Here is a 19,490-nt window from a genome sequence, read left to right on the forward strand (position 1 = left end):
GGGACTTCGGAAGGGCGGGCATGAAAGCAGGCATCGCGGCGGAGGAATACGGTGGAAAGCGAACGAAGCTCAAAGGTACAGCAACACGGACGCGTGCGGCAACCGGCGTGTCGACGTCACGCGTCGACTGCGAACCACGGCGCGAACCGCGGCGTGAACCACGGCGTGAACCACGGCGTGAACCACGGCGTGAACCACGGCCGAATACGCGCGCGCCGGGCGGTCACATTCGACAGGGTATGATGGGGGTGTCGCCGGTGCAAGCACACGGGCGGCGCAGTGGTTGATTGGAGACATTCGACGAATTCGCGGCGTCTTGCCTGCTTCTTCTTCTTTTCGCGCTTCGATAAACCATGAACAATGGGATACGCGTTGCCGCATCGACGGCGGCGCGTGTCGTGCATCTGCCGGCCGATGACGTGGCCGGCCTCGGGATTCAGGAGTGGGGAAACATCATGCATGTCGGGTCGATTGTCTGCACAACCCATATCGCGGTGCCGAAGGGCGCGCGCGGCATCGTCCAGCGCATTCTGGGCGACATGGCGATGGTGACCTGGTACGCGGGCGTGCCGGGCGAGTCGAAGGAACTCAACACCGAGCCGTTCTTTCTCGAGGACCTGATCGACACGGGCGAATCCGTGCTGCCGGCTGGCGCGGCCATTCACTGAGCGTTCGCGCATTGCCGGACGCTCGTCTTTCTGCCCGGCAGGCGGCACAATGCCGGGCATGAACGAAGTCACCTCCGCCACGCCTTCCGCCGAGCCGCCGTTTGCCGGTCTCACGCCCGAGTGCGTGCTCGACGCGCTCGACAGCGTGCTGATGCCGGCCGGCCTGCGCACCGACGGCCGCCTGCTCGCCCTCAACAGTTACGAAAACCGCGTCTACCAGGCCGGCATCGAAGACGGCCCGCCGATCGTCGCGAAGTTCTATCGCCCGGCACGCTGGTCGGACGAGGCTATCCTCGAGGAACACGCGTTCGTCGCCGAACTCGCCGCACGCGAGATTCCGGCGGTGCCGGCGCGCACGTTCGACGGCCGCACGCTGCACGCGTTCGACGGCTTTCGCTTCTCGATCTTCGAGCGGCGCGGCGGCCGCGCGCCCGATCTCGACCGCAGCGATACGCTCGAATGGCTCGGCCGCTTCATCGGCCGCATCCACGCGGTCGGCGCGACCGAGCCGTACGTAGCTCGCCCCACGCTCGACATCCGCACGTTCGGCTACGAGCCGCGCGACTACCTGCTGGCGCACGATTTCATTCCCGCCGATGTGCGGCCCGCGTACGAAACCGCGGTCGCGCTGGCGCTCGAAGGCGTCGAGGCCGCGTTCGAGCGCGCGGGCGACCTTCGCCTGCTGCGCACCCACGGCGACTGCCACCCGAGCAACGTGCTGTGGACCGATGCGGGCCCGCATTTCGTCGACTTCGACGACAGCCGGATGGCGCCCGCGATCCAGGATCTGTGGCTGCTGCTGCCGGGCGATCGCCCGGGCGCGTCGCGCGCACTCGCGGACCTGCTCGCCGGCTACGAGGATTTCTGCGAATTCGAGCCGCGCGAGCTGCATCTGGTCGAAGCGCTGCGCACGCTGCGGCTGATCCACTATGCCGCGTGGCTCGCGCGGCGCTGGGACGATCCCGCGTTCCCGGCCGCGTTCCCGTGGTTCAACACGCATCGCTACTGGGAAGCGCGCGTGCTCGAACTGCGCGAGCAGATCGGCGCGATGCAGGAAGGGCCGCTCTGGCCCGTGTGATGCACGCGCACCCGCGCCGGCGCGGCAGTGCGCCGAGTGCGGGCCGCCACGCGCTCGCGCGGCGCGCGCCGTTCAGAACTTCAGCATCAGCTTGATCAGTGCGGCGAAGCGCTTGCCGTACGGCGGCGCGAGCAGGTTGCGCGCGTTCAGGCGCGCCTGCACGAGCACCGGCTTCATCTTCGAGAACGTCACGAAGCCGTCGTAGCCGTGGTATGCGCCCATCCCGCTCGCACCGACGCCGCCGAACGGCATGCTGCCGCACGCGATGTGCATCAGCGTTTCGTTGACCGATACGCCGCCCGAGATCGTTTCGTGCATCACGCGATCGACCGTGCCCGCGTCTTCGTCGAACAGGTACAGCGCGAGCGGGCGCGGCCGTGCATTCACGTACGCGATCGCCTCGTCGAGCCGCTCATAGGGCACGAGCGGCAGCAGCGGGCCGAAGATCTCTTCCTGCATCAGCGGCGTGGCGGCGTTCACGTGCGTGACCGCGCACGGCACGAAGCGGCGCGTTGCCGGATCGGACGACGCATCCGCGAGCGGGTGCAGTTGCGCGCCGGCCGCCTGCGCATCGTTCGCGAGCTGCTGCAGGCGCGCGAAATGCCGGTCCGACACGATCGTCGTGTAGTCGGCGTTGCGCGCGAAATCCGGATACATCTTCGCGAGCCGCGCGCGGGCGCGCTCGATGAACGCGGCTTCCATCCCGCGCGGCAGCAGCACGTAGTCGGGCGCGATGCAGGTCTGCCCGGCGTTCAGCGTCTTGCCGGCGACGATCGCATCGACGGCCGCGTCGAAGCGCGCGTTCGGCCCGACGATCGCCGGCGACTTGCCGCCGAGTTCGAGCGTGACGGGCGTGAGGTGCTCGGCCGCCGCGCGCATCACGTGCCGCCCGACCTGCGTCGAACCGGTGAACAGCAGGTGGTCGAACGGCAGCGCGCTGAACGCGGCGCCGACGTCCGCATCGCCGTTGACGACCGCGACGTGATCGCGCTCGAAGGTCTTCGCGATCAGCTGCTCGAACAGCGCGGACGTGCGCGGCGTCAGTTCGGACATCTTGACGATCGCGCGGTTGCCGGCCGCGAGCGCGCAGATCAGCGGGCCGGCCGCGAGCAGCACCGGATAGTTCCACGGCACGACGATGCCGACCACGCCGAGCGGCTGCGGAATCACCTTCGCGCGCGCGGGCCGCAGCCACTTGTTCATCGCCTTGCGCATCGGCTTCATCCAGCGCTTGCCGTGCTTGAGCGCCTCGTCGATCTCTTCCTTCGCCATCCAGATTTCCGACAGCAGCACTTCCTGCTTCGCGCGATGGCCGAAATCCGCGCTGATCGCGTCGGCGAGCGCGTCCGCATGGTCGATCAGCATCGTGCGCAGCGCGCGCAGGTGCTTCGCGCGGGTTTCCCAGTCGGGATACGGCGCGCGCAGGTAGGCGGCGCGCTGTGCTTGCAGCAGCGGCGTCAGCGCGGCGATCGCGGCGTTCTCGTGCGGCGCGAGTTCGGGCAGATCGTTCTTCATGTCGTCTCCTCCAGTGGGGCGTGGCGCGGCGGCCAGCAGTCAGGCCGCCCGCGCCCGCTCGACGAGCGCGGCGTGGCGGATCGGGGTGAGCGGGGCGGCATCGTCGGGCGTCGCATCCGCGCGACGGTCGGCGGCGGTGAAAACGGCGTGATGCGCGGCGCATGATGGGCCGACGTACGGGGGCGCATCGCGGTTAACTGCGCGGCGAAACCGGGTGGCCGGCCGCGTCGCGTACACCGGTGCGGCGCATCGCATGACGCGTGTCGACGCCGCGCGCAGCGTGCCGCGCGCCCGCGCCGGCATGCAATTCAAACGATCCGGGGGATGGCCCGCCGTTCGATTCCGGCGCGCCGCGTACGCGGCGATACCCGCGGTTGAACACGGGGCTGTTTGAAATGAAATCGGGGACATGCGACGGGACGCCGGACAAGCCGGCCGACGCAAAGCCTGCAGAACGTGACGCTGCATGACGGTCTCTCCCATTTCGCGACGGATCGGCTTCTGGCGGCCGGCTGCGTCGCACCAAGCGAATCCACGCATCTTAAATTTAGTTCACGCGCGCGTTTAGAGGAATCGCTCTTGAATCCACGCGCCGCGTGCGCGACGGCCATTCCTACAATGCCCGGACTAGAAGATAGAAGACTCGGGCCGCACGGCCGCGCCGGGCGCCATTCATGACATGAAGGAGACATGCATGCAATACGACTACATCATCGTCGGGGCGGGTTCGGGCGGCGCGAGCCTCGCGGGCCGGCTCGCCGATGCGTGCCCCGACGCGACGATCGCGCTGATCGAGGCGGGCGCGCACACCGAGCGCAACCTGCTCGTCAACATGCCGGTCGGCATCGCGGCGCTGGTGCCGTTCAAGCTCGGCACCAACTACGGCTACGAAACCGTGCCGCAGCCGGGCCTCGGCGGGCGCCGCGGCTACCAGCCGCGCGGACGCGGGATGGGCGGCTCGAGCGCGATCAACGCGATGATCTACACGCGCGGCCATCCGCTCGACTACGACGAATGGGCACGGCTCGGCGCGACCGGCTGGAGCTGGGGGGAGGTGCTGCCGTATTTCCGGCGCGCGGAAGGCAACCAGCGCGGCGCGAACGCGTGGCACGGCGCGGACGGCCCGCTCACGGTGTCCGATCTGCGCTTTCGCAATCCGTTCTCCGAACGATTCATCGCGGCCGCGCATGCAGCCGGCTATCCGCTCAACGACGATTTCAACGGCGCCTCGCAGGAAGGCGTCGGCTTCTACCAGGTCACGCATCGCGACGGCTCGCGCTGCAGCGTCGCGCGCGCCTACATCTACGGCCGCAACCGGCCGAACCTGCACGTGGTCCCCGATGCGACGGTGCTGCGCGTCGGCTTCGACGGCAAGCGCGCGGTCGGCGTCGTGCTGTCGCGCAACGGCCAGGTGCAGACGCTCGGCGCGCGCGCGGAGGTGATCCTGTCGGCCGGCGCGTTCAACTCGCCGCAACTGCTGATGTGCTCGGGCATCGGCCCGGCCGGGCAACTGCGCCGGCACGGCATCGCGGTCGTGCAGGACGCGCCCGACGTCGGCGCGAACCTGATCGACCATATCGACTTCATCATCAACACGCGCGTGAATGCGTCGGAGCTGGTCGGCATCTGCCTGCGCGGGATCGCGAAGATGACGCCCGCGCTCGCGCGCTACTTCTCGAGCCGCACCGGGATGATGACGAGCAACGTCGCGGAGGCGGGCGGCTTCATCAAGAGCGATCCGTCGCTCGAGCGTCCCGACCTGCAGCTGCATTTCTGCACCGCGCTCGTCGACGACCACAACCGCAAGATGCACTGGGGCTTCGGCTATTCGCTGCACGTGTGCGCGCTGCGGCCGTTCAGCCGCGGCACGGTGGCGCTCGCGAGCGGCGACGCGCGCGACGCGCCGCTGATCGACCCGCGCTTCTTCAGCGATGCGCGCGATCTCGACCTGCTCGTGCGCGGCGCGCACGCGATGCGCAGCATCCTGTCGCAGGCGCCGCTCGCGTCGCAGGGCGGCCGCGAGCTGTACACGCGGCCGGACCAGACCGAAGCCGAGCTGCGCGCGACGATCGTCGCGCATGCCGACACGATCTACCACCCGGTCGGCACCTGCCGGATGGGCACGGACGCGCGCGCGGTGGTCGATACGCAGTTGCGCGTGCGCGGGGTCGAAGGGCTGCGGGTGGTGGATGCGTCGGTGATGCCGACGCTGATCGGCGGGAACACGAATGCGCCGTCGGTGATGATCGGCGAGCGCGCGGCGGATTTCATCGCCGCCGCGCGCAAGGCGGGCGCGCCGAGCGCAGCGGCGGCCGCATTGCACGGCCGCTGAGCGGCGCGTGCGGAAGGTCAGGCGAATGTATCGACGAGGCCGGTGCGGCTGGCGGTCGCGCCGCTCGACGCTGCGGGTGGCGCGACGTCGGCCGTCGCGTCGCCGGATGACGGTGCGCCGTTCCCGCGCCGCGACGATTGTCCGCCGGCGAACGACTGCTGGGCGTTCTGCTGCTGTTGCTGCGCGAAGCCGCCGTCGCTGACGGATGCGCTGCCGAGGCCGAGGCCGCCCGCCTCCATCGCGTCGCGCAGCTTCGGCAGCGCGGCTTCGACCGCGTCGCGCACCTGCGCGTGCTGGGACACGAACAGCGCGTGCGCATGATTGTCCGCGACCCGCAGCACCACCTGCAGCGGGCCGAGATCCGGCGGGTTGAGCGTCAGCTCGGCGCTCTGCTGGTGCGCATTCGACAGGAACACGACCTTCTGGCTCAGCGCGTCCGTCCAGTCGGCGGTGCCGACGTGCGGTGCGAGCACGTTCGCGTTCGCGGCGGCGACGCCGGGCGCGGCCGGTGCCACCGGCGCATTCGATTGCGCGGCCGCCGCGGCGGCCAGCGCCGCATGGGCCGGGTCGGCGGCATCCTTCGCGGCCGCGAGCGCCTGCGCCACATGGGTCGTCGCGTCGGAATTTGCTGCGAGTTCGGCCTGCGTGGACGGCGTTTGCGCACCCTGCGGCGCGGCGAGCGCGCCCTTCGCGTCGGCCAGCGTCTTGTCGAAGGTTGCGGCTTTCGGGGTCAGCGGCGCGGCGGTCGCGGATGCGGCCGGCTGCGGCGCGGCAGCCGCGCCGGCGGCGGCCGGCATCGCGATCGCGTTCGCGCCGCCGGTGAGTTTATCGAGCACCGCATGCAGCGCATCGCGGCCGGACGCGGGTTCGGCGGCGTCCGCCGGTTGCGCGGCGTTCTTCGTCGCGTTCGCGGCGGACGCGATCGCAGCCGCTGCCGCGTCGCCGGTGCGCGACAACGCGTCGGCGGCCGCGGCGTCCGTCGCGGCGGGCGTGCCGTCGGGGCGGGCCAGCAGTTGCGCTTGCACGGCGGCCGCGGCGGCGAGCGCGGCCGCTTCCGGGTTGACGGCCGCGTTCGCGTCGTCGCGCGTCTTGTCGTCGGACGGGCTGGAGGAGCCGGACGGCTTGGCGCCGCCGGCCAACGACGACGGCGCACCCGTCGCGGCCGATGGCGCCGCGGCGGCTGACGACGACGCGTCGGCCTGCGCCGATGCGCCTTGCGACGCGACGCTCTGCTGCAGCGTCTGCGCGAACGGCAGCGCGGACGCGTCGCCCGTGGCGGACGCGTCCGGGGTGGCCGCTTTGCGGCCGGCCTTGACGGCGGAGCTGGCGGTGTCGATCAGGGCGCCGAGCAGGGACAGGGAAGGCATGGCGTATCTCTCGTTCGGATGCGTTGAGCGGTTACGTCGATTTCGCCGCGTCGGCCCGCATGCGCAGGATCTTCGCGGCGTGTTCGTCGGCGTCGCGCTGTTCGCGCTTCGCGGTGCGGCGGGCTTCCTGCGCGACGCCGCGCGCCTGCAGGATTTCATACGAGCCGACGGTGCGTTTCTGTTGCTGCCAGTGCGGGCGCGCCTCGTCGATGCGGGCCTCGGCGGCGGCCAGCACGCGGCGCTGCTGTGCGATCGCGCCGTCGAGCGTGTCGAGGAACGCCTGGAAATTCCGCCAGTTGCCGGCGGGCATGCCGCTCTGCGCGGATTGCGCGAAGCGCACGTGATATTCGTGGCGATAGCGCAGCAGCGCGTCGAGCTGGTCGGCGGCGTCGGTGCGTTCGCGCTGGGCGACGCCGAGCTGCCGGGTCGCCGTGTCGAGATCCTCGTTCGCGCGATCGAGCAGGATCTGCAGGGGAAAGCCTTGTGCCATGAGCGTCAGCCTCCGTGGATGTCGAACAGCGCATCGAGCCCCTCGAGGCTCGACGCGAACGGCGCGCATTCGCGAAAGCCCTGCTGCAGGAACGATTCGATGCGCGGATAGAGCGCGATCGCGCGGTCGAGCTGCGCGTCGCGGCCGGGCGCGTAGGCGCCCACCGCGATCAGGTCGCGGTTGCGCTGGTAGCGCGACAGCATCTGCTTGAACTGGCGCACGCGGTCGAGGTGCGGCTCGTCGATCAGCGCGGTCATCGCGCGGCTGATCGACGCCTCGATGTCGATCGCCGGATAGTGGCCGGCTTCGGCGAGCGCGCGCGACAGCACGATGTGGCCGTCGAGGATCGCGCGCGCCGAATCGGCGATCGGATCCTGCTGGTCGTCGCCCTCGGTCAGCACCGTGTAGAACGCGGTGATCGAGCCGCCGCCTTCCGGGCCGTTGCCGGTGCGCTCGACGAGCGCGGGCAGCTTCGCGAACACCGACGGCGGATAGCCCTTGGTCGCGGGCGGCTCGCCGATCGCGAGCGCGATCTCGCGCTGCGCCATCGCGTAGCGGGTCAGCGAATCCATCAGCAGCAGCACGTGCTTGCCCTGGTCGCGGAAATACTCGGCGAGCGCGGTGGCGTACGCGGCGCCCTGCATCCGCAGCAGCGGCGACACGTCGGCGGGCGCCGCGACCACGACCGAGCGCGCGAGACCGTCCTCGCCGAGGATCTGCTCGATGAATTCCTTCACTTCGCGGCCCCGTTCGCCGATCAGGCCGATCACGATCACCTCGGCGCTCGTGTAGCGCGCCATCGTGCCGAGCAGCACCGACTTGCCGACGCCGGAGCCCGCGAACAGGCCCATCCGCTGGCCGCGCCCGACGGTGAGCAGTGCGTTGATCGCGCGCACGCCGACGTCGAGCACGTGATGGATCGGTTCGCGCTCGAGCGGGTTGATCGACGCCGCGGACAGCGGCGCGTCGACCGTCGACGCCAGCGGGCCGAGGTTGTCGAGCGGGCGGCCGGCCGCGTCGACGACGCGCCCGAGCATGTTCCAGCCGACCGGCAGCCGCTTCGCGCCGGAGAGCGGATCGGCGACCGGTGCGCGTTCGAGCGGCCACACGCGCGCGCCGGGCAGCACGCCCGCGACGTCGGTGGTCGGCATCAGGAACAGGCGGTCGCCGGAGAAGCCGACGACTTCCGCTTCCGCGACCGGCAGCGTGCTGCCGGGCGGCAGTTCGATCGTGCATTCGGCGCCGACCGACAGGCGCAGCCCGATCGCCTCGAGCACGAGGCCCGCGGCGCGGGTCAGGCGGCCGCACGGCCGCAGCGGCAGCGCGCGATGGCTGCGCGTGGCCAGGCCGTTCAGGTGCGCGCGCCAGTGCGACAGATGGGGGTTGTGCGGCGCGCGCGGCGCGTCGCCTGCCAGGGCCGGGGCGGCGTCGTGCGCGGCCTCCGGGCCGAACGACGCCAGCGCGAGTTCGCGTTCGAGCGGCGTCATGCCGTCGTGCGCGAATGACTCGGGCGTGTGCGTCACCATGCGCTCACCTTGCCGATCGCGGCGGCGACGCGCTGCCAGCGGGTCGCGAGCGTCGCGTCGACTTCACCGGTGGCCGCGTGCGCGCGGCAGCCGCCGCGCTCGATCGCCGCATCGGTGCGCACGCTCCAGCCGATCGCGTCGAGTTCTTCCTGCAGGTACGCCTCGACGACCGGCAGGTCGGCCGGATGCACGGCCAGCTGCGGCGCGCCGGACAGCGCCGGCTCGGCCGCGAGCACGTCGCGCACCGCGGCGACGAGCGCGGTCGGGTCGTGCTTCACGTGCTGGCGCACGACCTGCTGCGCGATGTCGAGCGCGAGCTGCGCGACATCGGCCGCGAGATCGTGCTCGGCGGCGGCCAGCGCCTCCTTGAACGACGCGGCCAGCGCGGCGAGCTGCGCGGCCTGCTCGCGCGCCTCGGCCTGGCCGGCCTCGAAACCCTGCTGGTGGCCCTGTTCGTAGCCGGCCTGATAGCCGAGCGCCTGGCCCTCGACGTGGCCGGACGACATGCCGTCCGCATGCGCGGCGTCGCGCACGCGCTGCAATTCCTCGGCGAGCGCGGCCGCCGCCGCAGCCGCCGTGTCGGGCGGCGGCGGGGGAGGCGGCGGATCGAACGACGCCATTTCCCACCGCTGGTACGCGGTGACGTCGCCCGTGCGGTCGCTCGCCGGATCAGACATATGCGTCTTCCGCCTTGCCGCCGATCACGATCTGGCCGCCTTCGGCGAGGTTGCGCACGATCTGCAGGATGCGGCGCTGCTGCGTCTCGACCTCGGACACGCGCACCGGGCCGCGCGCGTCGAGATCCTCGGCGAGCAGTTCGGCCGCGCGCTGCGACATGTTCGCGAGGAACTTCTGGCGCAGCGCGGGCGGCGCGCCCTTCAGCGCGATGATCAGCGTCTCCGATTCGACTTCCTTCAGCAGCAGCTGGATCGCGCGATCCTCGAGGTCGAGCAGGTTCTCGAACACGAACATCTGGTCGATGATCTTCTGCGCGAGGTCCTGGTCGTACTGGCGGACGTTCTCGAGCACACCTTCCTCGTGCACCGACGTCATGAAGTTCAGGATCTCGGCCGCGGTGCCGATGCCGCCCATCGGGCTGCGCTTCAGGTTGTCGCTGCCGGACAGCAGGCCCGACAGCACGTCGTCGAGCTCGCGCAGCGCGGCAGGCTGGATGCCGTCGAGCGTCGCGATCCGCAGCATCACGTCATTGCGCAGCCGCTCGGTGAAGCAGGACACGATCTCGGACGCCTGGTCGCGGTCGAGATGCACGAGGATCGTCGCGATGATCTGCGGATGCTCGTTCTTGATCAGCTCGGCCACCGCGCTCGAATCCATCCACTTCAGGCCTTCGATGCCGCTCGTGTCGCTGCCCTGCAGGATGCGGTCGATCAGCACGCCGGCCTTGTCCTCGCCGAGCGCCTTGGTCAGCACCGAGCGGATGTAGTCGTTCGAATCGAGCGACAGCGCGGTGTGCTGCTCGGCCTCCTTCGCGAACTCGTTCAGCACGCGCTCGACCTCTTCGCGCGTGACGTTGCGCAGCGCGGCCATCGCGGCGCCGATCTTCTGCACCTCGCGCGGCGCGAGGAATTTGAATACCTGCGCGGCCTCTTCCTCGCCGATCGACATCAGCAGGAGCGCGCTCTTGGTCAAGCCTTCAGCGTTCATCGTTCACCCAGCTCTTCACGACGGTTGCGACGATCTTCGGATCCTGGCGGGCGATCGTGCGCGCGTAGTCGAGGTTGCGCTCGTAGCGGTGCTTCTCGTTTTCGAAGCCGAGCAGCAGCGCGTCGGCGTCTTCGTTCGCGGCGCTCTTCTCCGGCGCGGGCAGGCCGTCCAGCGCGACCGCGTCTTCCGGCGCCGGCAGCGCGGGCGCGGCCGGCTCGGGCGGCGGGTACGCGCGGCGCATCGCCGGGCGCACCACCGCGAAGTACAGCGCCGCCGCGACCCCCAGGATGCCGAGCCACTTCGCGGCTTCCTTCGCCATGTCGATCACGTCCGGCTGGCGGTACCACGGCAGGTCGGCGTACGGGTCGCCGGCGGTCGTGAACGCGCTGTTCACGACGTTCACCGAGTCGCCGCGCTTCGCGTCGTAGCCCATCGCGTCCTTCACGAGCTGTTCGACCTGCGCGAGCTTCGCGGGCGGCAGCGGCTGCATCGTCACGTGGCCCTTCGAATCGGCGACCGGCTGGTAGTTGACGACGACCGCGACCGACAGCCGCTTCACGCTGCCCATCGGCTGCTCGATGTGGCGGATCGTCTTGTCGAGCTCGTAATTGGTGGTGGCATCCTTGCGGTCGCTGACCGGCGTCGTCTGCTGCCCGCTCTGGCCGTTGCCCGCGACGATCGGTGCGGACGCCGGCTGCGGCGGCGTGTTCGACAGCGCGCCCGGCACGCCCGATGCGCCGCCCTGCGCGAGCTCGGTCGCGGTGCTGGTCTGCTGGCTGCGGATCGCGGCCTGCTGCGGCGTGCCGTTCGGGCCGTAGCTTTCCGACGTCTGCTCCTGCTTCGAGAAGTCGAGGTCGGCGCTCACCTGCGAGCGCGCGTTGCCGGTGCCGAAGATCGGCGCGAGGATCGCGTCGATGCGCTTCTGCGTGTTGCGCTCGACCTGCTGCACGTACTTCAGCTGGCTCGCGTCGAGGCCGGTGGCCGACGCCTGCTGGGTCAGCAGGTTGCCGTCCTGGTCGACGATCGTGACGTTCTTCGCGGGCATGTCGGGCACGCCGGACGACACCATCCGCGTGATCGCCTGCACCTGGCCCTCGTCGAGCACGCGGCCCGGGTAGAGATCGACGAACACCGACGCGCTCGGCGCTTCCTTGTCGCGCACGAACACCGACGGCTTCGGGATCGCGAGATGCACGCGCGCCGTCTTCACGGCGTTGATCGATTCGATCGTGCGCTGCAGCTCGCCTTCGAGCGCGCGCTGGTAGTTGATCTGCTCGGCGAACTGGCTGATGCCGAATTTCTGGTTGTCCATCAGCTCGAAGCCGACCGAGCCGCCCTTCGGCAGCCCGAGCGCGGCGAGCTTGAGGCGCGTTTCGTGGACCTGGCTCGCCGGCACGAGGATCGCGCCGCCGGCGTCGGCGAACTTGTAGGGAACGTTTGCCTGCTGGAGCGCGGCAATGATCGCGCCGCCGTCGCGGTCGGACAGGTTGCTGTACAGCACGCGGTAGTCGGGCGCGCGGCTCCACAGCACGAGCGCGACGATCACGGCGACGGCGAACGCGGCGGCGATCACGAACGGCAGCTTCGGGTTGCCGCGCATCCGCGCGATGCCCGGAATCCGTTCAGCGAAGCCGCCGAGCCCGAAATCCACGCTCGCGCCGCCCGCGCCCGGCAGCGCCGCGGCGGCGCCGGGAGCCGGGCTGGGGAGGCCCGCGCGGGCGTCGGGGTTGATCAGCGAATTTGCCTGCGAATCCATGCGTCGAGGTTCTCCGGAGCGGGACGACTGAGCCGCTCGGACGAGCGGGCGGACAATGACACGATGCGATTATCGTGACGCCGGCCCCGATCCGATCGGCCGAAAAGAGCCGGGTTTCCCCCGTACTTTCACGGCTTTGCCGGACGGTGCGCTGCTATGCTTTTTCGCGATCCGGCAAGGCGGACGCGCGCGGCATGCGCTGGCGGCCCGCCCGGCCTGGCCCGTACGGGCCCTTTATATTGGATGGGGAAACGGCATGACGACGAGCGTCGGCGGAATCGGTTCGGTGTTGCAACAGATGCAGGCGATGGCGGCGCAGGCGGCCGGCGGCACGGCCAGCCCGACCGCGGCGCTCGCGGGCTCGGGCGCGGCGACGGCCGGCACCTTCGCGAGCGCGATGAAGGCGTCGCTCGACAAGATCAGCGGCGACCAGCAGCGCGCGCTCGGCGAGGCGCAGGCGTTCGAGGTCGGCGCGGCGAACGTGTCGCTGAACGACGTGATGGTCGACATGCAGAAGGCCAACATCGGCTTCCAGTTCGGGCTGCAGGTCCGCAACCGGCTCGTCAGCGCGTACAACGAAATCGCGCAAATGCCGGTCTGACGCGGCCGCACGGCCCGTCCGTCCCCATCCGGTTTGCCTAAAGCTTTTAATTTCCTTTCCGATAACTCCGGGAACAGGCCGCGCCGCGCGCGCGGGCTATCCAGATCCACCGCATCAACAAGGAGAAGCGCATGTTTTCCCCAGGACACGCTGGAGCCAATGCGTATGCGCGCGTCGGCGTCGAGACGGGGGTGATGGGCGCGTCACCGCATCGCCTGATCGCGATGCTCTACCAGGGCGCGCGGCAGGCCATCGCGCTTGCGCGCATGCACCTGCAGCAGGGCAACATTCCCGCGCGCGGCGAGGCGATCGGCAAGGCGATCCGGATCGTCGAGAGCGGCCTGCAGACCGCGCTGAACCGTGAGCAGGGCGGCGAGATCGCCGCGCGCCTCGATGCGCTGTACAGCTATATCGGCCGGCGCCTGGTGGAAGCGAACGCGAAGGCCAGCGAGCCGATCCTGGTCGAGGTCGACGGGCTGCTCGCGACGCTCGAGGAAGCGTGGACGGGCATCGCGCCGGAAGTCGCCCGGATGGCCGCCCAACAGGCGGACCAGCCGCGATGAACCGCAAGGACGAATACTTCGCGCGCTATGAGGCGATCGCGGACGTGTCCGACCAGATGCTGCGCGCGGCGCGCGGCGCCGACTGGAGCGCGCTGTCGGCGCTGCAGGAGGTGTACCTGCAGCTCGTCGACGGGCTGAAGGACGCCGGGGTGGGCGTCGCGCTCGACGAGGCCGAACTCGGCCGCAAGCTCGAACTGATCCGCCGCATTCTCGCCGACGACGCCGCGATCCGCGATCTCGCCAGCCCGGAAATCGCGCGGCTGTCCGCGCTGTTCGAGACGCGCCGCTCGACCAAGGTGCTGACCGACCTGTACCGCGCGCGCGGCGGTTGACGGCCCGGCGGCGCGCAATGCGCGCCGCGCGTGGCGTCGGCGGCGACGCAGATTCCCGAATCCGCATCTTCCGGATGCGCATCGATGTTGCTGAGGGGAGCACGCTCCGATCATGACCGGTATCGACTCCGTAGCCGCCGCCTTGCTGGCGAGCCGCCTCGACAGCCTGCTGAACGGCGTCGTGACGCCGCCGGCCGGCGGCGCGGCGACGGCGCAGGTCGGCACGTCGGCCACCGGCGCGCCGCTGGCGCCTGCCACGCCCCCTCCCGCCGCCACACCGCCGCAGGCCTCCGCGCAGACGGCGCTGTCCGAGGTCGGGCTCACGCTCGACGCGATCTCGCGGTTCGGCGGCGACGCCACGCCGGCGGTCGTCGGACGGGCGCCGCTGCTCGCCGACCCGACCGTGCTGCTGACTAATTCGACCCCGGCGACCGCGTCGGGGGGCAGTGTCGCGCCGCAGGACGCGGCGCGCGCGGCGGCGTCGCAGGCCGCGGCCCCCGCGCGCGACGCGACGGCCGCCGCGCCGGTCCTGGCGCTGCGCGCCGCGCTCGCGCAGGCCGTGAGCGAAAGCGGCCTGTTCTACGAATCCCATCTCGCGCAATGGCTGGCCGGCCAGCGGCCGCTCGCCGCGCTCGAGCGCGAGCCGCAGGCGCGCCTGCCGGCCACGCCGACGCCCGCCGCCGCGAACCCGCCGCCCGACAACGCCGACAGCACGCTCGACGCGCTGCTCGACGCCCGCCTGCCGCTGCCGTCGCCGGCGCCTCGCACGGCGGGCCAGCCGGGGCCCGGCACGCCGGCCGGCGCGGCGCCGCACGCGAACGCGGCAGTGCCGGCCCGCGACTTCCTCGCGCCCGATGCGCCGCCGCCGCGCATTGCCGGCGGCACGGGCCCGCACCCGGACACCCCGGAATCGCGCTGGACGCCCGCGCGCGCCGCGCTGGCCGGCGCGGCGTCGGCCGACACGCCGGCATCCGCGCCGCTGCCGGTGCATCCGGCCGCCGTGCCGCTGGTGCGCCAGCAGCTCGACGTGCTCGCGACCGACCAGTTCCGCTGGATCGGCGAAGCGTGGCCCGGCGCGCGGCTCGACTGGACGATCGAGCCCGACGGCTCGGGCGGCCATGCGCCGCGCGACGATGCCGGCGACGGCATCGCGTGGCGGACCCGCCTCACGCTGATGCTGCCGACGCTCGGCACGGTCGATGCGGAACTGGTGCTGAACGGCGGGCAGCTCGTCGCGCGGTTGCGCGCGAACGAGGCCGGCGCGGGCCGCCTGGCCCGAAATGAAGCGGCGCTGCGGCAGCGGCTGGAGGCGTCGGGGCTGCAGCTCGGCGGGCTGTCGATCCGCGCGGTCGACGGCGCGCCGGACGGGTTCGACGCGTTCGCCGTGAAGGCGGCGGCCGCCGCGTATGCACGCGGTGTCGCCGACGAAGTGGTCGACGCAGGCCGCGACGTTGGCGCCGACGAACGGGGGCCGCGATGAGCGGGCCGTCTCGCAAGGGCGCGGCCGCGCTCGTCTACGACGCGAAGGGCGGCGATGCCGCGCCGCGGGTGATCGCGAAGGGCTACGGCGTGCTCGCCGACATGATCGTCGCCCGCGCCCGCGATGCCGGGCTCTACGTGCATACCGCGCCGGAAATGGTGTCGCTGCTGATGCAGGTCGATCTCGACGATCGGATTCCGCCGCAGCTGTATCAGGCGGTGGCCGACCTGCTGGCGTGGCTGTACGCGCTCGAGCGCGCCGATGGCGCGGCGGGCGGCGCCGCGCCGCCGCCGTTTCCGCTCCCGAGACTGCGCTGAGCGCGCCGGGCCGCGGTGACGCGCCGCCGCGATTGAGCCGGGCTGCAATTTATGTAATGATATCCATTCTCATTTCATGTCCGCCGGGCGGCGCGCGATACCAGCGCGCCGCCCGTTGTTTTGAACGAATGGAATTGCTCGCGTGAACGCGCCCGAAACGATCGACAAGCCCCGTGCGGGCGTTACCGTGCTGCGCCCGGCACGCCATCTCACTGAAGACGAACTGTCCGCGCGCCGCCAGCGTTCGCGCCGCGCGACCTTCATCAAGTGGCTGCGCAAGGTGCACGGCTGGGTGGGCCTGTGGGGCGCGGTGCTCGGGCTGCTGTTCGGCGTGACGGGCGTGGTGCTCAACCATCGCGCGCCGCCGCTGAAGATCCCGACCGGCGAGCCGCAGGTCGAGGAATTGCAGCTCGCGCTGCCGGATCCGGTGCCGGCGACGCCCGCCGCGATGACGAAGTGGCTCGCGCGCGAGCTGCACTTCGACGGCCGCCCGGGCCGGGTGCGCAAGGACCCCGCGCAGCCGGTGGCGTGGGGCGACAAGCGCGTGATGCAGCCCGAGCACTGGCAGTTCGGCCTGTTCGGGCCGCAGCAGAACCTGCAGGCCGAATACTGGGTGGGGAATGGCTACGTGTCGGTGAAGCGCACCGGCAATTCGTTCATGACGACGCTGAACAACCTGCACCGCGGCGTCGGGATGAACCTCGGCTGGGTGCTGCTGATGGACACGATCGCCGGCTCGCTGATCCTGCTGTCGCTGACGGGCGTCCTGCTGTGGACCGAGCTGAACAAGCGCCGCACCGTCGGCGTGGTGCTGGTGGCCGGCTCGGTCGCCGCGGCGCTCGCCGCGGGCCTCGCCTGACGCCCCCGGCCCGCACATCCGCGGCTCAGACGCCGCAGGCCTCGCCGCCGCGCGCCGCGATCTCGCGCGCGGCCTTCGCGCCCTCGACCTGCAGGATCGTCGGCAGCGACACGTTGTTCTTCGCGGCCGTGACCTCGGCGAGGATCGAGATCGCGATTTCCGGCGGCGTGCGGCTGCCGATGTAGATGCCGGCCGGCCCGTGCAGCCGCGCCAGCTCCGTTTCGTTCAGGTCGAATTCGCGCAGCCGCTCGCGGCGCGCCGCGTTGTTGCGCCGCGAACCGAGCGCGCCGACGTAGAACGCGGGCGTCTTCAGCGCCTCCATCAGCGCGAGATCGTCGAGCTTCGGGTCGTGCGTGAGCGCGATCACCGCCGAGCGCGCGTCGAGCTGCATCTCGAGCACCGTGTCGTCGGGCATCGTGTGCACGACGCGCGTGCCCGGCACGTCCCACGCATCCGTGTATTCCTCGCGCGGATCGCACACCGTCACCTGGTAGTCGAGCCCGACCGCGATCTGGCACAGATAGCGCGACAACTGCCCCGCGCCGATCACGAGCATCCGGTAGCGCGGGCCGTGGATCGTCACGAGCCGCTCGCCGTCGAACGCGACGCCGTCGGCGGCCTGCGCGGGCGACAGCGACGCGCGGCCGGTCGCGAGCGTCATCGTGCGCGTGACGAGGCGGCCCGCCTCGACCTGCGAGCACAGCGCGGCGATGCCGCTGTCGCGCGTGAGCGGCTCCAGCACGAGCTGGATCGTGCCGCCGCAAGGCAGCCCGAAGCGGTGCGCCTCCTCGGCCGTCACGCCGTACTTCACCGCTTCCGGGCGCGCATCGGCGGCGATGCCGCTCGCGTGCACGCGGGCGATCAGGTCGTCCTCGATGCAGCCGCCCGACACCGAGCCGACGACGAGCCCGTCGTCGCGCACCGCGAGCATCGCGCCTTCGGGGCGCGGCGACGAGCCCCACGTCTTCACGACCGTGACGAGCAGCACGCGGCGGCCTTCGTCGAGCCAGCGCGCGCTGGTTTTCAATACATCGAGATCGACGCTTTCCATCTTCCGTTTCCTGTTGCTGGACGGCCGCGCCGGTGCGGGCCGCCGTTCGATGGCGGAATTATGAACCGCCCGGCGCAAGCATGCCGGCGGCGCGCGGCGGGCCCGTGCAAATCCGGAGGAATGGGCAAATCATCGCGACGATCGGGCAGCCGTCGGGAGAGGGAGAGGCAGCGGGAGAGGGAGAGGGAGAGGGAGAGGGAGAGGGAGAGGGAGAGGGAGCGGCGTAGCGGGCCGCGCCCGGCCGCGCCGCGCATATGCGCGGCGGCCGATGCGGGCGGGGGGAGGGGCGCCGCGCGCGGCCGGTCCCGGCCCTGCGCAGCTTGATGGCGCTGCGCCGCTGCGCGCGGCGTGCACGCGCAGCGGCGGGGTCAGTGCGCGTCGTGACGACCGTGCGCGAGCTTCGAGTGGCGCCGCGAGTACAGGAAGTAGATCACGAGGCCGATCGCGAGCCAGATGCCGAACGCGGCCCACGTGACGGGCTGCAGGTTCAGCATCAGGAACAGGCATGCGCCGACCGCGAGGATCGGCACGACCGGCACGCCGGGGCAGCGGAACGCGCGCGGCAGCTCCGGATGCGTGCGGCGCAGCACGAGCACCGCGATCGACACCATCGAGAACGCGGCGAGCGTGCCGATGTTGATCAGCTCGGCCAGCACGTTGAGCGGCACCAGCGCGGCGATCAGGCCGAAGAACAGGCCGACGAGCCAGGTCGTCAGGAACGGCGTCGCGTAGCGCGGATGCACGCGCGACAGCATCGCCGGCAGCAGGCCGTCGCGCGACATCGCGAAGATGATGCGCGTCTGGCCGTAGCTCATCACGAGGATCACGGTCAGCATGCCGAGCACCGCGCCGAGGTCGATGAAGCCCGCGACCCACTTTTCGCCGGCGATCTGCAGCGCATACGAGATCGGGTGCGAGACGTTCGCGTACTGGGCCGACGGCACGATGCCGGTGGCCACGGCCGCGACCGTCACGTACAGCACCGCGCACACCGCGAGCGACGCGATGATGCCGATCGGCAGGTCGCGCTTCGGATTCTTCACTTCCTCGGCCGCCGACGACACCGCGTCGAAGCCGATGAACGCGAAGAACATCACGGCCGCGGCGCCGAACACGCCGTTCCAGCCGTGCGGCATGAACGGCTGCCAGTTCGCCGGCGTGACGTGGAAGATGCCGACCGCGATCACCAGCAGCACCACCGACACCTTGATGAACACCATGACGTTGTTGATGCGGGTCGATTCGCGGATGCCGATCGACAGCAGCGTCGTGATCACGATCATCACCAGGAACGCCGGCAGGTTGAACCACGTGACGACGCCCGGCACGGCGCCGGGCGCGGCCGTCAGCACGGTCGGCAGCGACACGCCGAAGCCCTGCAGCAGCGACTGCAGGTAGCCCGACCAGCCGACCGACACGGCCGACGCGGCGAGCCCGTATTCGAGCATCAGGTCCCAGCCGATGATCCACGCGACGAGTTCGCCGAGGGTGGCGTACGAATACGTGTAGATCGAGCCGGCGACCGGAATCGTCGACGCGAATTCGGCATACGACAGCGCGGCGAGGCCGCAGGCGATGGCGGCGATCACGAACGACAGCATCAGCGCGGGGCCGGCCTGCACGGCGCCGGTGCCGGTCAGCACGAAGATCCCGGTGCCGATGATGGCGCCGATGCCGAGGAAGGTGAGGTCGATCGCGCCGAGCGCTTTCTTGAGCCCGGCGGCCTGTGCGCCGGCGATCATGCGATCGACGTTTTTCTTGCGGAAGAGGGACATTGCGGATGGATCGCCGGCGCGCGCGGGCGCGTCGCGTCGACTGAGTGAAAAACCTGAAATTTTAACCGATCTGGCCGACACGACCCGCCGCGGTGCGGCACCGGACGGCGGAATC

General features: G+C 71.0%; 20 protein-coding genes. 9 read left to right on the forward strand and 11 right to left on the reverse strand.

Going from position 1 to position 19,490, the window contains the following annotated elements; translation table 11 throughout:
- Positions 1-116: 116 nt before the first annotated feature.
- Positions 117-461 carry a hypothetical protein gene (locus tag ABFO07_RS03085; RefSeq protein ID WP_347468285.1) on the reverse strand — a complete coding sequence of 115 codons (345 nt, stop codon included), beginning with the start codon at positions 459-461 and terminating at the stop codon, positions 117-119.
- Here ABFO07_RS03085 and ABFO07_RS03090 point away from each other — a divergent pair.
- Both ABFO07_RS03090 and ABFO07_RS03095 read left to right on the forward strand, forming a co-directional pair.
- On the forward strand, positions 456-668 hold the full coding sequence (locus tag ABFO07_RS03090; RefSeq protein ID WP_006402972.1) for a hypothetical protein: 213 nt from the start codon (positions 456-458) through the stop codon (positions 666-668). The two genes, ABFO07_RS03085 and ABFO07_RS03090, sit on opposite strands and share 6 nt — an antisense overlap.
- Before the next feature lie 49 nt (positions 669-717).
- The gene (locus ABFO07_RS03095) at positions 718-1,746 is read left to right on the forward strand and encodes a serine/threonine protein kinase (protein WP_060015960.1); all 1,029 of its coding nucleotides are present in this window, start codon (positions 718-720) and stop codon (positions 1,744-1,746) included.
- A 72-nt stretch (positions 1,747-1,818) separates the two neighbouring features.
- Here the strand turns inward: ABFO07_RS03095 and ABFO07_RS03100 are convergent, their stop codons facing one another.
- Both ABFO07_RS03100 and ABFO07_RS03105 read right to left on the reverse strand, forming a co-directional pair.
- Positions 1,819-3,261 carry a coniferyl aldehyde dehydrogenase gene (locus tag ABFO07_RS03100; RefSeq protein ID WP_059563700.1) on the reverse strand — a complete coding sequence of 481 codons (1,443 nt, stop codon included), beginning with the start codon at positions 3,259-3,261 and terminating at the stop codon, positions 1,819-1,821.
- Positions 3,262-3,300: 39 nt separating this feature from the next.
- Positions 3,301-3,672, reverse strand: a complete 372-nt coding sequence (locus tag ABFO07_RS03105) for a hypothetical protein (protein ID WP_155631220.1) — start codon at positions 3,670-3,672, stop codon at positions 3,301-3,303.
- A 283-nt stretch (positions 3,673-3,955) separates the two neighbouring features.
- Here ABFO07_RS03105 and ABFO07_RS03110 point away from each other — a divergent pair, with 283 nt between their 5' ends.
- A complete protein-coding gene (locus ABFO07_RS03110; RefSeq protein WP_347468288.1) occupies positions 3,956-5,593 on the forward strand; it encodes a GMC family oxidoreductase in 1,638 nt (545 codons plus the stop codon).
- Positions 5,594-5,610: 17 nt separating this feature from the next.
- On the opposite strand, the gene ABFO07_RS03115 is transcribed toward ABFO07_RS03110, so the two are convergent.
- Genes ABFO07_RS03115 through fliF form a run of 6 tightly spaced genes read right to left on the reverse strand, consistent with a single transcriptional unit; the run spans position 5,611 to position 12,397 of the window.
- Positions 5,611-6,960 (reverse strand): flagellar hook-length control protein FliK, encoded by a 1,350-nt coding sequence (locus ABFO07_RS03115; protein WP_347468290.1) that lies wholly within the window; start codon positions 6,958-6,960, stop codon positions 5,611-5,613.
- 31 nt (positions 6,961-6,991) lie between these two features.
- The gene (gene fliJ / locus ABFO07_RS03120; protein ID WP_059563703.1) at positions 6,992-7,450 is read right to left on the reverse strand and encodes a flagellar export protein FliJ; all 459 of its coding nucleotides are present in this window, start codon (positions 7,448-7,450) and stop codon (positions 6,992-6,994) included.
- Positions 7,451-7,455: 5 nt separating this feature from the next.
- Positions 7,456-8,976 carry a flagellar protein export ATPase FliI gene (fliI, locus tag ABFO07_RS03125; protein WP_059810407.1) on the reverse strand — a complete coding sequence of 507 codons (1,521 nt, stop codon included), beginning with the start codon at positions 8,974-8,976 and terminating at the stop codon, positions 7,456-7,458.
- Positions 8,970-9,653, reverse strand: coding sequence for a flagellar assembly protein FliH (gene fliH / locus ABFO07_RS03130; protein WP_059563705.1), 684 nt, complete (start codon positions 9,651-9,653; stop codon positions 8,970-8,972). The genes fliI and fliH overlap by 7 nt, the downstream gene beginning before the upstream one ends.
- Positions 9,646-10,641: a flagellar motor switch protein FliG gene (gene fliG / locus ABFO07_RS03135; protein WP_059563706.1), complete on the reverse strand. Its 996-nt coding sequence runs from the start codon at positions 10,639-10,641 to the stop codon at positions 9,646-9,648. Before fliG ends, fliH begins: the two co-directional genes overlap by 8 nt.
- Positions 10,631-12,397: a flagellar basal-body MS-ring/collar protein FliF gene (fliF, locus tag ABFO07_RS03140; protein ID WP_059881893.1), complete on the reverse strand. Its 1,767-nt coding sequence runs from the start codon at positions 12,395-12,397 to the stop codon at positions 10,631-10,633. The genes fliG and fliF overlap by 11 nt, the downstream gene beginning before the upstream one ends.
- Before the next feature lie 256 nt (positions 12,398-12,653).
- On the opposite strand from fliF, the gene fliE reads away from it, so the two are divergent.
- The 6 genes from fliE (at position 12,654) to ABFO07_RS03170 (ending at position 16,549) form a co-directional block, all read left to right on the forward strand.
- Complete coding sequence (gene fliE, locus ABFO07_RS03145) at positions 12,654-12,998, forward strand: flagellar hook-basal body complex protein FliE (RefSeq protein WP_059563708.1); 345 nt, start codon at positions 12,654-12,656, stop codon at positions 12,996-12,998.
- Positions 12,999-13,129: 131 nt separating this feature from the next.
- Positions 13,130-13,561, forward strand: a complete 432-nt coding sequence (gene fliS, locus ABFO07_RS03150; protein WP_026045260.1) for a flagellar export chaperone FliS — start codon at positions 13,130-13,132, stop codon at positions 13,559-13,561.
- Complete coding sequence (locus ABFO07_RS03155) at positions 13,558-13,893, forward strand: flagellar protein FliT (protein ID WP_059563709.1); 336 nt, start codon at positions 13,558-13,560, stop codon at positions 13,891-13,893. Before fliS ends, ABFO07_RS03155 begins: the two co-directional genes overlap by 4 nt.
- Positions 13,894-14,005: 112 nt before the next feature.
- The gene (locus tag ABFO07_RS03160; protein ID WP_347468295.1) at positions 14,006-15,373 is read left to right on the forward strand and encodes a flagellar hook-length control protein FliK; all 1,368 of its coding nucleotides are present in this window, start codon (positions 14,006-14,008) and stop codon (positions 15,371-15,373) included.
- Positions 15,370-15,690 carry an EscU/YscU/HrcU family type III secretion system export apparatus switch protein gene (locus ABFO07_RS03165; protein WP_059563711.1) on the forward strand — a complete coding sequence of 107 codons (321 nt, stop codon included), beginning with the start codon at positions 15,370-15,372 and terminating at the stop codon, positions 15,688-15,690. The genes ABFO07_RS03160 and ABFO07_RS03165 overlap by 4 nt, the downstream gene beginning before the upstream one ends.
- Before the next feature lie 142 nt (positions 15,691-15,832).
- The gene (locus ABFO07_RS03170; protein ID WP_059881889.1) at positions 15,833-16,549 is read left to right on the forward strand and encodes a PepSY-associated TM helix domain-containing protein; all 717 of its coding nucleotides are present in this window, start codon (positions 15,833-15,835) and stop codon (positions 16,547-16,549) included.
- Positions 16,550-16,574: 25 nt separating this feature from the next.
- Here the strand turns inward: ABFO07_RS03170 and ABFO07_RS03175 are convergent, their stop codons facing one another.
- On the reverse strand, positions 16,575-17,600 hold the full coding sequence (locus ABFO07_RS03175) for an XdhC family protein (protein ID WP_059810397.1): 1,026 nt from the start codon (positions 17,598-17,600) through the stop codon (positions 16,575-16,577).
- A gap of 368 nt (positions 17,601-17,968) precedes the next feature.
- Entirely contained in the window at positions 17,969-19,375 is a 1,407-nt protein-coding gene (locus ABFO07_RS03180) for an amino acid permease (RefSeq protein WP_059563714.1), read from the reverse strand.
- Positions 19,376-19,490 lie beyond the last annotated feature (115 nt).

Origin of the sequence: Burkholderia stagnalis, assembly GCF_039848545.1 — a bacterium.
GTDB classification, from domain to species: domain Bacteria; phylum Pseudomonadota; class Gammaproteobacteria; order Burkholderiales; family Burkholderiaceae; genus Burkholderia; species Burkholderia stagnalis.